The organism is Pseudomonas sp. GR 6-02 (genome assembly GCF_001655615.1).
Classification (GTDB): domain Bacteria; phylum Pseudomonadota; class Gammaproteobacteria; order Pseudomonadales; family Pseudomonadaceae; genus Aquipseudomonas.
In genome coordinates, this window is the sequence record NZ_CP011567.1 from 4,757,718 (window position 1) to 4,772,028 (window position 14,311).

Here is a 14,311-nt window from a genome sequence, read left to right on the forward strand (position 1 = left end):
AGTGACCTTAGATCATCTCTTCGCCGCCCTTCCCGCCGAGAACGATTTCTCCGGCTTCGGCCATACGGCGGGCAATGGTGAGGATTTCTTTCTGCGCCGTTTCCACGTCGCTGACACGCACCGGGCCTTTGGCCTCGAGGTCGTCGCGCAACAGTTCGGCCGCTCGTTTGGACATGTTCTTGAAGATCTTTTCCTTGACGCCTTCGTCCGAGCCTTTGAGGGCCAGCACCAGGACGTCCGAGGACACCTCGCGCAACAGCGCCTGAATACCGCGGTCGTCGACATCGGACAGGTTGTTGAACACGAACATGAGGTCTTCGATCTGACCGGACAAGTCTTCGTCGACTTCGCGGATCGAGTCCATCAACTGACCTTCGATCGAGCTGTCGAGGAAGTTCATGATGTCTGCCGCGCGCTTGATGCCACCCAGGGTGGTGCGCGAGGCATTCGAGTTGCCGGAGAACTGCTTCTCGAGAATCTGGTTGAGCTCTTTCAGGGCCGCCGGCTGCACGGTGTTCAGCGAAGACACCCGCAGGATGATGTCCAGCCGCACCTTATGGTCGAAGTTGCCCAGCACTTCACCGGCCTGGTCCGGATCAAGGTACGCCACTACGATCGCCTGGATCTGCGGGTGCTCGTAGCGGATCACGTCGGCGACGGCGCGCGGTTCCATCCACTTCAGACTGTCGAGGCCACTGGTGTTGCCGCCCAGCAGGATCCGGTCGATCAGGCCGTTGGCCTTGTCTTCGCCCAAGGCCTGGGTGAGCATTTTGCGCACGTAGTCATCGGAGCCGACGCCCAGGCTGGTCTGGTCGCCGACGATGTCGACGAACTCGCTCATGACCTGTTCGACCTGCTCGCGGTGCACGTTCCCCATCTGGGCCATGGCCACGCCCACACGCTGGACCTCTTTGGGCCCCATGTGGCGCAGCACTTGTGCGGCATCCGTAGAACCCAGGGACAGCAGCAGGATCGCGGCTTTATCAACCCGGGACAGTTTGGCGACAGCGGCTCGGTTATCACTCATCTGCGTTAATCCACTCTTTCACGACCTGGGCCACGCGACCCGGATCTTCTGCCACCAGACTCTTGATTGCGTTCAACTGTGCGTCATAGCCTTCGCTCGGGCTCGGCAGCAGGATGCTGGTCGGGCCACCGAGGCTGACGCGGTCGTTGGCCAGTTCGCCGTCCAGGCCACCCATGCCACCGAGTTCCACGTCGCTGCCAAAGGCCGCGAGTTGCTTGCCTTTGCCGCCACCGGTGATGTTGTTGAGCACCGGACGCAGCACACCGAACACCAGCACCAGGATGAACAACACACCCAGCACTTGCTTGACGATGTCCCAGAACCACGGCTGGGAGTAGAACGGAATCTCGGCGATCACTTCACCGCGCTCAGCAGAGAACGGCATGTTGATCACGCTGACGCTGTCGCCACGGCTGGCGTCGAAACCGACCGCGTCCTGCACCAGGCGAGTGAAGCGCGCCAATTCATCGGCGCTCCACGGCGCACGGGTGGTTTCGCCATTGGCTGCGTTGACCTTGACCTGATCGTCCACCACCACCGACACCGACAGGCGATTCAAACGGCCCTGCTGTTGTTTGGTGTGGCTGATGGAACGGTCGAGCTCGAAGTTCTTGGTGGATTGTTGACGCTTGTCGGCCGGGTACGGCGCCAGCATCGGCTGACCAGTGGCCGGGTCCATGATCTGCTGACCGTTGGCATCAAGCAGTGGCTGGCCTGGCTGCACCATGCCGGCCGACGCAGTGGCGCCACCAGTGGTTTGCGGCGCCGAGGCAGGCGACGGCGGCTGGTTGCTCAAGGCACCCGGCACACCTTGCGGGCCATTGCTGGCGGTACGTTGTTCGTTGACCGACTGCTCGCTGCGCAACGCCGGTTGATCCGGGTTGAACTGCTCGGAAGTCGATTCGACGGCGCTGAAATCCACATCGGCCGAGACTTCGGCTTTATAGCGGTCGTTGCCCAGCACCGGTTGCAGGATGTTATGCACGCGCTGAGTCAGCATGCTTTCCATGCGACGGCTGTAATCGAACTGCTTGCCGGCCATGGTCAGCTCGGAGTTTTCCGCCTGATCCGATAGCAGGTTGCCCTTCTGGTCGACAACGGTGATCTGCGATTTGCTCAGTTCGGGAACGCTGGTCGCCACCAGATTGATGATGGCGACGACCTGGCCCGGCTCCAGCGAGCGACCGGAATACAGTTCAACCAGAACCGAAGCGCTTGGCTTGCGCTCGTCACGCACGAACACCGAACTTTTCGGAATCGCCAGGTGCACGCGGGCACCCTTGACGTTGTTCAGGCTGGAGATGGTCCGGGCCAGTTCGCCTTCGAGGCCGCGACGATAGCGGGTCGCCTCCATGAACTGACTGGTACCCAGCCCCTGCTCCTTGTCGAGAATCTCGAAACCGATATTGCCGTCGCTGGGAGTGACACCAGCGGCCGCGAGCTTGAGCCGCGCACGGGACAGGTCATCGGCCTTGACCAGCAAGGCACCGGAATTCGGTTCGACGGTATAGGGAATGTCGGCGGCGGCCAGGGTTTCCATGACCTGTTTGGCGTCCATGCCGGCAAGGCTGCCGTATAGAGGCCGGTAGTCCGGCTGCTGGGACCACAACACCACGGCAAAACCAATCGCCACGCTCGCAGCCAGGCCGACCAACAGGCCCACCTGACGCAACATGGTCATCTCGGAGAGGTTTTCCAGGAAAGACAACCCGAACAGCGGCGGTTTGCCGTCTATTGGAGTGGCCTTGGCCGGAACATTATCGGCGATTGCTTCTGCCATGACTCAATCTCGTCCTTAAACCGGCATCTGCATGATGTCTTGGTAAGCCTGAACCAGCTTGTTACGCACTTGGGTCAGTGCCTGAAAAGACACGCTGGCCTTCTGTGAGGAAATCATCACGTCCGTCAGGTCGACGCCGCTTTTACCGATCTCGAAGGCACTGGCCAACTGATTGGACGCCTGCTGGGTGTCGTTCACTTTATTGACGGCCTGACCGAGCATGTCGGCAAAGCTGCTGCCACCCACTTCAGGGACTGCGGCAGTCGATTTCGGCGCAGACATGGCATCCATTTGCATGGCGCGCATATCCAGCATCAACCGGTTGAATTCAATACCTTGGCTCATGGTCTGCTCTCTTTGGCTACTCGCAATTTTTTGACACTCACTCGGCGAGTAGTGAGGTGTTAGCAACAAGGGTGCCAGCTCCGTGGCCGCTCTAAACAAAAGCTCTCCTGTGCTTTTGTTTGCCGACCGTTACGTGGCGAACAAATACGCTTCCACATCCATTCCGGCATCGCGCATCTGCGCCAGCTTGTAGCGCAAGGTGCGCGGGCTGATGCCCAATCGCTCGGCGGCTTCTTTGCGGCGGCCACGCTCGGCGCGCAAGGTGTCGATGATCATTTGGAACTCACGGCGCCGCAGGTCATCGCCGAGGGCGCCCGCCGATTCGGCTTCGACTTCCACTGCTCGTGCAGGCGCCGGCGCCAATGCTGGCAATGGCGCACACGCCACGGGCCCGGCCAGACAAAAATCCTGCGGCTGGATCAAACCGCCCTGCTGCAGAATCAAGGCCCGCTGGATCGCGTTATCCAGTTCACGCACGTTGCCCGGCCACGGATAGCCGATCAGGCAGGCCTGCGCCTCGGGCGAAAGCTTTGCCGCGGCATGCTTCATTTTATTGACGTGTTTGGCCAGCAGGCGCTCGGCCAGCGGCAGGATGTCGGCGGTGCGCTCACGCAGCGGACGCCAGGCCAACGGGAACACCGACAGGCGATAGTAAAGATCTTCGCGAAAACGCCCCGCCGCCACTTCACCGGCCAGGTCACGGTTAGTGGTAGCGACCACTCGAATATCCAGCGTGATCGGCTTGCGTGCGCCGACTCGCTCGACTTCACGCTCCTGCAATACGCGCAGTAACTTGGCCTGCAGGCCGAGAGGCATTTCAGAAATTTCATCGAGCAGGATCGTCCCGCCATCGGCCTGCTCGAACTTGCCGGCCTGCGCCGCGATGGCGCCGGTGAACGAACCTTTTTCGTGACCGAACAAAGTGGCTTCAAGCATGTTGTCCGGAATCGCTGCGCAGTTGATCGCAATGAATGGCTGACTGGCGCGATGGGAGTGCTGATGGATGTAACGCGCCAGCACTTCCTTGCCGGTCCCGGACTCACCGGAGATCAACACCGTGGAATCACTGCGCGCCACGCGCGCGGCCAATTCCAGCAATTGCGCACTGGCCGGCTCGAACGCCACAGGCCCCTCGCTCTCGGTCGCGCCGAGATTGCCCAAGGCGTGACGCGCCACCAGGTCGAGCAAGGCTTTGGGCTCGAACGGCTTGACCAGGTAATCCGCCGCGCCTTGACGCATGGCGTCGACCGCACGTTCGACCGCACCGTGAGCGGTCATCAACAACACCGGCAGTTGCGGCTGACGAGCCCGCAGAAATCCAAGCAGCTGATGACCGTCCATGCCCGGCATGTTGACGTCACTGACCACCAGGCTAAATGCCTCGGCGCCAACCGCAGCCAGCGCCTCCTCCGCCGAACCGACCGCCTTGTAAGCGTGTCCGGCAAGCACCAGCGTATCGGCCAGTGCTTCCCGTAGCGCGCGATCGTCCTCGACCAGTAAAACCTTGATGGCCATGTCCTTCACTTCACTCCCTGAGCGCAGGGCTGCTCACCCGCAAAAAGCGGCAGGATCACCTGCGCGCAAGTACCGCGCCCCGGCCGCGAACGTAACTGCAATTCTCCCTGATGAGCACGGGCCACTGCCTTGACCACGGTCAGCCCCAGACCGGTGCCGGTGGTTTTGGTGGTGAAAAACGGCTCGCCCAAACGTGCCAATACCTTCGTGTCGATACCACTGCCGCTGTCGCTGACCGATACGCGCAGGTTGTTGTCGCGGGTATACAGATGAACTTTCAAACGGACGTCGCCGGCGCTGGCCTGAATGGCGTTTTCGATTAGATTGAGGATCGCCCCGACCAGCGTGTCGCGATTGCACAGCAACTCACCGGCATGACTGTCGCATTGCCAGCGCACCGGCAGATCCTGAACAAGAGTCAGCGCCGCCGCTTGCAGCGACTGCATCAGCATTTTTGGAGTGACACGATCGGTCAACGGCAGCTCACCGCGAGCGAACACCAGCATGTCGCGCACCTGGTGCTCCAGCTCATGCAGTCGCTCTTTCAGGCGGCCGGCAAAACGCTGCTGCGTGGCGACCGGTAGTTCCTGCTCAGTCAAATGACTGGCATAGAGCAACGCGGCGGACAACGGCGTACGAATCTGATGGGCCAACGAGGCGACCATGCGACCGAGCGACGACAGGCGCTCATGGCGGGCCAGTTGATCTTGCAGATGACGGGTTTCAGTCAGATCGTTGAGCAACACCAACTGACCGGGTTCGGCATCCAGCGAGCGGGTAGCGATCGACAGGCGCCGACCGTCCTTGAGGGAGATTTCGTGACCGTCGTCTTCGCGCGGCGCAAAGCATCGCGCAATGACCTGGCGCCACAACTCGCCTTCGAGGGGTAAGCCGAGCAGCTCACACGCAGCGGGATTGGCTTCACGCACGATGCCTTGGGCGTCGATGACGATGACGCCGCCGGGCAATAGATCGAGGAGGTTTTGCAGCCGGTTGGCCAGACGCTCTTTTTCCGCCAGCTCCTGCATGCGCTGGGCGCTGACCACCGCCAGCTCACCCTTGAGCTCGGTGACCCGGGCTTCGAGCATGCTGTAGGAATCGGTCAATTGGCTCGACATCTGGTTGAACAGCGCAAACGCCTGCTCAAGGCCAAGCCGGCTTGCCTGCTCTACGGACGACGGTTGCCCCGAAACATCAGGGACAGGAGACATCTGGGCGGCTTGGGGCATTGTGCTCTCTCGCGTGGTGACCGTCAGTTAAACGGAACGTTGCGAGGGACGTAGCAATACCCGTGCCTAAAAAAAACTGCCTATAAATGAAGGGGTTGAAAAACAGGCGTCAATCATCCGCCTGTTCATCACCATCTCGACGACTCATGCCGTACTTGCGCATCTTCTCCACCAGGGTCGTGCGACGAATACGCAGCCGTTCAGCCGCCCGCGCCACAATGCCGTTGGCGTCATCCAGCGCCTGCTGAATCAACCCTTGCTCCAGACCGCCGAGGTAGTCTTTCAGGTCCAGGCCCTCCGGCGGGAGCAGCGCATTGGCGGTGAAGTCCGGGGTATGACCGTTGATGGCCACCCGCTCTTCGAGATCACTGCGCAGGCTGTCGACCAACTGCTCGTCTTCGTCATCGACGTAGCGGAATTTCTTCGGCAACTCGACCACGCCGATCACCCCGTACGGGTGCATGATCGCCATGCGCTCCACCAGGTTGGCCAGCTCGCGAACGTTGCCCGGCCAGCCGTGACGGCACAGCGACATGATCGCCGCCGAGTTGAACCGGATCGACCCGCGCTTCTCGTGCTCCATGCGCGAGATCAACTCGTTCATCAGCAACGGGATGTCTTCGACGCGCTCACGCAGTGGCGCCATCTCGATCGGGAACACGTTCAGGCGATAGTAGAGGTCTTCGCGGAACGTGCCGATCTCGATCATGCTTTCGAGATTCTTGTGGGTTGCCGCGATGATCCGCACATCGACGCTTTGGGTCTTGTTGCTGCCCACGCGCTCGAACGTGCGCTCCTGCAAGACGCGCAACAGCTTGACCTGCATCGGCAACGGCATGTCGCCAATTTCGTCGAGGAACAGCGTACCGCCGTTGGCCAGCTCGAAACGCCCGGCACGGCTGGTGATCGCCCCGGTGAAGGCACCCTTCTCGTGACCGAACAATTCGCTTTCCAGCAACTCGGCCGGAATCGCCCCGCAGTTGACCGGAACGAACGGCGCTTCACGACGCTTGGAGTGGTAGTGCAGATTGCGCGCGACCACTTCCTTGCCAGTGCCGGACTCACCGAGGATCAGCACGCTGGCGTCGGTGTCGGCGACTTGCTGCATCATCTGACGGACGTGTTGAATCGCCCGGCTGGTGCCGACAAGGCTGCGGAAAAGATTCGGTTCACGGTGACGACCGCGCTCACGGGCCTGGTCATACATCTCGCGATAGACCTGGGCACGGTGCAACGAATCGAGCAGTTTGCTGTAGCTGGGCGGCATTTCGAGCGTCGAAAGCACTCGGCGACGCTGGTCTTCCGGCAAGTCAATGGAAGAATTATCGCCCATTAACAAAACTGGAAGGAACTCATCCCAGGTTGAGAGTGTCTTTAACAGGCCCAAAAGTGCACCAGGAGCATTTACCGTCCCGATGAGGACACAGATTACTTCACGACTTGATGACAGAGAGCCGACCGCCTGCTGCCAGTCATGGCTGCCACAGGGTAAATTTTCTTCGCCGAGAAAATTTAAAATCACCGCCAAATCGCGGCGGCGGACGCTATCGTCATCAATCAGCAGAATTTTGGTTTCACGCCACATGCAATAGCAACTTCCCTAGTCAACTCAATGCCCAAAATGAGGGGCAAGCTAGACGCTTGCAGACACGTTGTGCCTGTAGACGCCTGAAATCTGGAACCAGCCACTAGTTAAGTCAAAAAACCGTGCACAGTCAAATTTATGGCGCACTATGTTTGGATTAACTGAGGGTTAATTAACCAAACAGATGGTAAACCTTTGCCGCGTTCTGTGCTTGGTGGATCTGCGACATCTCGTCGACTATCGCTTGTCGCTCCCCCGTCGCCGCTTCCAGGAGCTGTTTATACACCCCCAGCAACTCCTCCAGGTTTTCGCGCAACGCGGTCTCGTCCACCGTAGCTTCACTCAAGACGTCTTCCATGCAGGAACGGCAAGCCAGGTCCAATTCACCGATGGCTTCCCAGTTACGCTCGGCCAATGCCTCGACCAGGGCGTCCCGGGTTTGTTCGATTCGCTGCAATACAAGACTCATGGTGATCTCCTTAAAACTGGGGAGCAGGTGCGCCAATAGCATCCCAACCGTCTTTCACCGTGCGAAGCAAATCGGCAACTTCGTCGAGGATTTTCGGATCGGTCTTGAGGTTGGCTTCTGCCAGGCGTTTCATCATGTAAGCATAGAGATTGTCCAACTCACCAACGGACTCCGCCTGCTTCTCCAGGTCCAATCCCTCTCGCAAACCACCGATAATGCCGATGGCCTTGCCGATTAGAACACCCTTGCTGGCGACATCCTTGCGCTCCATGGCGCCTTTAGCCTGAGCGATGCGATCCAGACCGCCTTCCATAAGCATTTGCACCAGACGATGAGGGCTGGCCTCGGAAGTCTGGGCTTGCGCGCCAATCTTCTGGTACTGCCGAAGGGCTAACATCGGGTTCATGCTGTACCTCATCTAAACTCTGTGATTCGTATAATTAGGCTATCGACATAGCGTCAAAAATCTTTAGCCCGAAACTAAAAAAGCCCGACAAGCGGAATCCGCTGCCGGGCTTTTGGCGTTTATGCGCTATGAAGCGTTTTTCTGCGCATTCATCGCGTCGAACATCGAAGTGATATTGCTCGCCGTTGCCTTCAGCTTGCCGACAAGGGTATCCATGTCGTTGTACTTTTTGGTCAGCACCGCCGTCAGCGTCTCGACCCGACGATCCAGGGCTGCCTGCTGGTTGGCCAGATTGCTCTTGGCCTTGGACAGGTTGCTCGAACGGGTGTCGAGGATCCCCTCACTGCCAGTGATCGTGTAAGGGGTGATGGCATCGTTCATGCGCGTGAGCAGCCCCTTGGCGGCATCGCCAGTCGCCGTCGGATCGCCCAGGAACAGCTTCTGAACCTCACCACCGAGCTTCTGGGTGTCCATCGCATTGGTGAACTTGGCGCTATCGAAATCCAGCGCACCGGTTTTCTGATTGGTGGTGATACCCAATTGCGACAGAACAGTGAGCTTGTCGCCAGCACCGGTAGTCACCAACGGTGAACGAATCGATGCCATGATACCGCGCGCCAATGGGTCACCGGTCAGTGCAGCAGCAACGGTCAGCTTGCCGTCTGCATCCAGGGATGGCTTGGTCAACGTATTTACACTGGTCACAACCTGGTTATAAGCGTCGACGAAAGCTTGAATGGACTTTTTCAGACCATCACTGTTCGGACCGACCGTCACCGTCGTGGTTACATCACCACCGGCGACCAGATTGAGGGTCAAGCCAGAAACAGCCGAGTCAACCTTGTTGCTTTTGCTGGTCAGCGCGAGCCCGTCCACGGTGAAATTGGCGTCCTTCGCGAAATCGCCGATAGCACCAGCCGAAGTCGCTGTCGGTGTTGCGCCCATTTGCTGGCCGGCATTGATTTCCAGACCCGCAATACCGCTGAGGGTGATATCGGAACCGGCACCGGTCGCCGTAGACCCCATAACCAGACGCGAGCCAAACGAGTCAGTTACGATGTTGGCACTGAAGCCATTCGCGCCCTGCTGGGTGTTGATCGCATCGCGAACCGACTGCAACGTCGCGCCCGCCGGAATGGTGACAGAACTGGATACGCCGTTTTGCGTGATATTGAGCGTGCCGCTCGCAATGGCACTGCTGGCGCCGCCGGCAAAGGCTGCGGTGGCCACTTTGGACGAGGTCGCAAGGTTAGAGACCTTGACCACATAAGACCCGTTGACGGCGGTGTTGCTGGCCACAGCGGTCAATACTTTCGCGTCAGCGGACGTGGCGTTGTAGCCGAGGAATTGCGGAGCCTGCGTATCTTGCAGCTTCTTGATCGCAGCCTGGAAGTTCGCCAGGACACTTTTGAGAGTACCAATACCGGAAATCTGCGCAGTGTTGGTGGTCGTCTGACGATCGATCTGATTCTGCTTGGCCGCCTTGTCGGCGTTGACCAGAGCCTTGACGATATCACCGGTATTAATACCGGAACCTAAGCCCGTGCCCGGTAGAATTGGACTTGCCATGTGGAACTCCCTTCAGTGTGTCGCCGGCCTTTTGACCACTACAACGCCCAAAAGAACATAGCAACAAAATTCGTGCCAGTTGTCAGACTTTTGCGCTGAACAACAGGCTGCTTGCATCATTCAAACTGTTCGCCAGCTTAAGGACTTCTTCGTTGGGGATTTGACGAATCACCTCACCGGAGTCACTGGCAATCACTTTGACCACAACTTTGCCTGAAGGCTCGTCAATCGAGAACTCCAGGTTACGCTTGACCGACTGGACGAACTTTTCGATTTCCTGAACGGCCATCTTCAGTTTTTCCTGCTCGGTCTGGTCTTTTTTACCTTCTTCCTTGACGGCAACCGCTGGCGCAGTTTCCGCTCGAGGCTTTTCCGCAGGCTTGTCGGCAACAGTCGTCGCCTGCTGGGCCGCAGGATAAGACAAGTTCAGCTTGACGCTCATATCCATGTCCACCACCTCTTAAAGTAAAAAGCGAGAGAGCGCGACAAGCGCACTCCCCCGCCAAAACTCATCAGCGATTACTGAAGCAGTTTCAGTACAGCGGATGGCAGTTGGTTGGCCTGAGCCAGAACTGCGGTGGAAGCTTGTTGCAGAGTTTGTTGCTTGGTCAGCTGTGCAGTTTCAGCAGCGAAGTCGGTATCTTGTACGCGGCTCAGTGCAGCACTGGCGTTTTCGTTGATGTTCTGCAGGTTGGAGATGGTGGTCGAGAAACGGTTTTGAGCAGCACCCAGGTCAGCGCGAGTGGCGTTGATGTTTGCCAGAGCAGCGTCGATAGCCGAGATAGAGTTATCAACGTTGGTGTGGTTAAGGGCATTGGAAGTACCGGAAATAACAGTACCGGTCATGCCCAGGGCGCTGGCGTCGAAGCTGGTCGACAGGGTCAGAGTGATCTGGTTGTCGGAAGTGGTGTTCGAACCTACCTGGAACTGCATCGCACCTGCAGTACCGTCGATCAGCGCCTTACCGTTCAGGTTGGTCGACTGAGCGATACGGGTCAGTTCAGCGACCGACTGTTGGTATTCTTTGTCCAGAGCGGTACGGTCAGCAGTACCGTTGGAGTCGTTTCGCGACTGCACCGCGATTTCACGCATACGCTGCAGAATGTTGGTCGACTCTTGCAGAGCGCCTTCAGCGGTCTGAGCGATCGAAACACCGTCGTTGGCGTTTTTGATAGCCATGGTCTGGCCACGGATCTGCGAAGTCATACGGGTAGCGATCTGCAGGCCGGCGGCGTCGTCTTTGGCGCTGTTGATTTTCAGGCCGGAGGACAGGCGGGTCATCGAAGTCGACAGTGCGTCGGACGCACGGTTCAGGTTCTTCTGAACACTCAGGGAAGTAGTGTTAGTGTTTACTGTTAAAGCCATGACGAATTCCTCGTTGGTTGGGTACTGCGGCTTCCGGCCCTGGCAACCGCCCGGTATGGCCTAGAGAACCTTCGTAATAGTTATCGTCGCCAATGCAGGTTGCTTGAGGGGATTTTTGAAATTTTTTGCCATCACCCTGCCACCCCCTGTAAAACCGAGGCTTAGCGACGATCCAACCACCAAAAAATGACGCCAGAGAACTGCCACAACCCTTTCTTACAACCCCCGCTCCCGCTGATCTGCCACGGCATTACGCAGAATTGACAGCCACCAGTAAATCGACCAGTTCGTATTCAAGGTAATCCGCCAGCGCCAGCCAGTCCTGTCGTTCCTGGCTATCCAGCATGCCTGTCAGCAATGCCATCCACCGGGCCGCGATCTGGCTGTCTGCTCCGCCGACCCGCGACTGCACCTGCTCCGCCACCTCGACCATGACCAGCGCTGCCTCGACATCCCTTCCCAGACGAAACAACGCTGAACATTGCCGAGCCTGATCAACGAGTAGTTCTTCGCTCATCGACTGAACTCCGGATGAAATGTCGTACCGGCAATCATGGCCCCGGCTCGACTGCTGTTGTAGAAGACGACGTGTGGATGCGCAGCTATATAGCGCTCCAGCTCACACAGGTAGCTGCGGAAATTGAGCTGGGTCTTGACCCGCTGCCCATGCCCATCCAACACCCAATGGCGAGCCGCGACCAATTGCGGGCCAAGGTCGCCGTCATCCCAGCCAGCATGGGTCTTGTTGTTGGGGAACGCGAAGTCAGCCCCGAACAGCGTGATCTGACTGGCGCCCATTTTCACCGCCAGGTCCACCGCCGGATGAATCACGCTGCCGCCTGCAAACAGCCCTGCCCGTGGGAGCTGCTCGCGCAAATCCCGAAAAACCGGGCTTGCCGAGTAGGCGACATAGCGTTTGCCTTGCCAGGCCTGCAAGACGGCAGGAACCACCAGCGGCATGTAGACCAGCGTGATGTTTGCGCTGTCCTCGGGCGGCAGGTGGCGCAGCGAGATACGCTGATCGATCGTGATGACCACATCCGGCTTGATGCCGTTCTCGATCAGCGGCCGGTAAGCGGTATCGACACAAACGAACAGTGGTCGCGGGGTCTGGCCGCGAATGGATCGCAAGGTCACGAAGTGCTGTTCCAGGCTCGGCCCGGTGGCGATGACGAACATCGGCTGGCCAGCGTGTGCTGCGAACAATTGTGCGGCGTCGCTATCGACGCGGATCTGTTCAACACTTTCCAGCAGGCGCGTCGCTATTTCCGGATTGTCCGGATCGAACTCACGGTTGTTGAACGTCAGATGGGTTTCGCTGATCAAGCGGTCGCGGATCTTCGCGTTAAAGTCATCGGCCAGCACCAGCTCCGAAGGCAGGGCAAAGAACGGCAAACAAATTTCAGCCAAATCACCGGCGTAGTGCAGCTCGACCCGCGAATCACTGAGCCACGGCTGCTGATCGAGCAATTGCAACACCAGCGCAAACACTGCGCCGTTAAGGATATGTACGTGTAACTGAATCAGTCCCGAACGCTGCAGCAGCTCCAGTTGCAGATCACCCAGGCCTGTGCCGTAAACGTGCAAGACCGGACTGTCGACCGGCAGGCTTGCGGCCTGAAGCTGCGCTTCGCGGGTACGGTCATGGCGACTGGTCAACTGAATGCCGTTGATGCTCAGGGTCGAGCCGAGCCCTTCCACCAGATCGGCCTGCAACGGGCCCGGATCTTCAGACAGCAGACGCTCAGCCACGGCCGGCCAGCGACGCCGAATGAGTTCGGCGTTGGGTTGAAAAAACTCGCTCATGGCGCCTCGCTGTAATTCGGGCAAAAAAATAGCGCTCAAGGTTACACCTTGAGCGCTTTTTTTGTGTCCGGCTTTTAGAAGATCAAGGACGATAGATGATCGCCGATCCCCAAGACAGACCAACACCGAAACCACTGAGCGCCACACGCTTCCACTTGGAATCGAGCACGTGTTTTTCCAGCAGCAATGGAATGCTCGACGACACGGTGTTACCGGTCTCGACCATGTCCTTGAGGAACTTCTCGGGCTCGCCCTCGAAACGTCGTGCCACGGCATCGACAATCGCCGCACTGCCCTGGTGAATGCAGAAGGCATCGATATCGTCGGCCGTCAGACCCGAGTCGCCCAGCAGCTCGTGCAAATGCGCAGGGACTTTGAGCAGCGCGAAGTTGAAGACCTGACGGCCATTCATGAAGAACACCCCGTCGGTGACCTTCAGGTGCGGCGCACCGGAACCGTCGGTGCCGAACTTGGCCTTGCCCAACTGCCATGGAGCGTCTTCGCCCATCCAGGTGGCGGTGGCGGCATCGCCGAACAACATGGTGGTGTTGCGGTCTTCCGGGTCGACGATCTTCGAATACGGATCGGCGGTCACCAGCAAGCCATTCTTCAGGCCTGCGGCTTCCATAAAGCCCTTGATGGCGTAGATGCCGTAGACGTAACCGGAGCAGCCCAGGGAGATATCGAACGCGGCCACGGTCGTCGGCAGGCCCAGCTTGTCCTGAACGATGGCGGCGGTGTGCGGCAGGCCTTCTTCGTCGCCGTTCTGGGTCACGACGATCAGCACGTCGATGGCTTCACGCTTCAATTCAGGGTTGTTGGCGAACAGCGCGTTGACTGCTTCGACACACAGGTCCGAAGTTTCTTGCCCGGCGTCTTTGCGCGGCAGGAAGGCCGAACCGATCTTGCCCAGGATGAACTCTTCATCCTTCTCGAATTTTGCACCTTGTGCGTAATTGTCCACGCCGGCTACAGGAACGTAGCTCGCAATGCTCTTTATGCCAATCATTACGGCTTCCCAATAATAAACAGCCCAATACCACCGCTCGCAAGGAATCGAGGGGCGCCGACAAACAACGAATAACGTCGCCCTCAACGAGGTGACAGCGGGAAGAGTAAAAGGCCATCACTGAGCCAAAAGCAGGCCAGGCGCCCTCTTCCCTATTTATACAATACAGTGAAGATGCGCGTAATGACTCGCAGGTCACGCTATTT

General features: G+C 58.6%; 14 protein-coding genes. All 14 read right to left on the reverse strand.

Going from position 1 to position 14,311, the window contains the following annotated elements; translation table 11 throughout:
- Positions 1-7 precede the first annotated feature (7 nt).
- Positions 8-1,027 carry a flagellar motor switch protein FliG gene (fliG, locus tag PGR6_RS20895; protein ID WP_003184041.1) on the reverse strand — a complete coding sequence of 340 codons (1,020 nt, stop codon included), beginning with the start codon at positions 1,025-1,027 and terminating at the stop codon, positions 8-10.
- Positions 1,020-2,807, reverse strand: coding sequence for a flagellar basal-body MS-ring/collar protein FliF (gene fliF, locus PGR6_RS20900; RefSeq protein WP_064619478.1), 1,788 nt, complete (start codon positions 2,805-2,807; stop codon positions 1,020-1,022). Before fliF ends, fliG begins: the two co-directional genes overlap by 8 nt.
- A 15-nt stretch (positions 2,808-2,822) precedes the next feature.
- Positions 2,823-3,152, reverse strand: a complete 330-nt coding sequence (gene fliE / locus PGR6_RS20905; RefSeq protein WP_018925042.1) for a flagellar hook-basal body complex protein FliE — start codon at positions 3,150-3,152, stop codon at positions 2,823-2,825.
- A gap of 129 nt (positions 3,153-3,281) precedes the next feature.
- Positions 3,282-4,667 (reverse strand): sigma-54-dependent transcriptional regulator, encoded by a 1,386-nt coding sequence (locus PGR6_RS20910; protein ID WP_064621336.1) that lies wholly within the window; start codon positions 4,665-4,667, stop codon positions 3,282-3,284.
- Positions 4,668-4,672: 5 nt separating this feature from the next.
- Positions 4,673-5,878 carry a sensor histidine kinase gene (locus PGR6_RS20915; RefSeq protein ID WP_177343115.1) on the reverse strand — a complete coding sequence of 402 codons (1,206 nt, stop codon included), beginning with the start codon at positions 5,876-5,878 and terminating at the stop codon, positions 4,673-4,675.
- Positions 5,879-6,005: 127 nt separating this feature from the next.
- Complete coding sequence (locus PGR6_RS20920; RefSeq protein ID WP_026345697.1) at positions 6,006-7,481, reverse strand: sigma-54 dependent transcriptional regulator; 1,476 nt, start codon at positions 7,479-7,481, stop codon at positions 6,006-6,008.
- Between the two features lie 172 nt (positions 7,482-7,653).
- A complete protein-coding gene (locus PGR6_RS20925; RefSeq protein ID WP_064619484.1) occupies positions 7,654-7,950 on the reverse strand; it encodes a hypothetical protein in 297 nt (98 codons plus the stop codon).
- A 10-nt stretch (positions 7,951-7,960) separates the two neighbouring features.
- Complete coding sequence (gene fliS, locus PGR6_RS20930; protein WP_064619487.1) at positions 7,961-8,356, reverse strand: flagellar export chaperone FliS; 396 nt, start codon at positions 8,354-8,356, stop codon at positions 7,961-7,963.
- Positions 8,357-8,482: 126 nt separating this feature from the next.
- Entirely contained in the window at positions 8,483-9,925 is a 1,443-nt protein-coding gene (gene fliD / locus PGR6_RS20935) for a flagellar filament capping protein FliD (RefSeq protein ID WP_064619490.1), read from the reverse strand.
- An 82-nt stretch (positions 9,926-10,007) separates the two neighbouring features.
- Complete coding sequence (locus PGR6_RS20940) at positions 10,008-10,373, reverse strand: flagellar protein FlaG (RefSeq protein WP_064619493.1); 366 nt, start codon at positions 10,371-10,373, stop codon at positions 10,008-10,010.
- 71 nt (positions 10,374-10,444) lie between these two features.
- Positions 10,445-11,290: a flagellin domain-containing protein gene (locus PGR6_RS20945; RefSeq protein ID WP_064619498.1), complete on the reverse strand. Its 846-nt coding sequence runs from the start codon at positions 11,288-11,290 to the stop codon at positions 10,445-10,447.
- Positions 11,291-11,540: 250 nt separating this feature from the next.
- The gene (locus PGR6_RS20950) at positions 11,541-11,807 is read right to left on the reverse strand and encodes a hypothetical protein (RefSeq protein WP_064619501.1); all 267 of its coding nucleotides are present in this window, start codon (positions 11,805-11,807) and stop codon (positions 11,541-11,543) included.
- Positions 11,804-13,096, reverse strand: a complete 1,293-nt coding sequence (locus tag PGR6_RS20955; RefSeq protein WP_064619503.1) for a motility associated factor glycosyltransferase family protein — start codon at positions 13,094-13,096, stop codon at positions 11,804-11,806. Before PGR6_RS20955 ends, PGR6_RS20950 begins: the two co-directional genes overlap by 4 nt.
- Before the next feature lie 82 nt (positions 13,097-13,178).
- On the reverse strand, positions 13,179-14,105 hold the full coding sequence (locus PGR6_RS20960) for a ketoacyl-ACP synthase III (protein ID WP_018925031.1): 927 nt from the start codon (positions 14,103-14,105) through the stop codon (positions 13,179-13,181).
- Between the last annotated feature and the right edge of the window lie 206 nt (positions 14,106-14,311).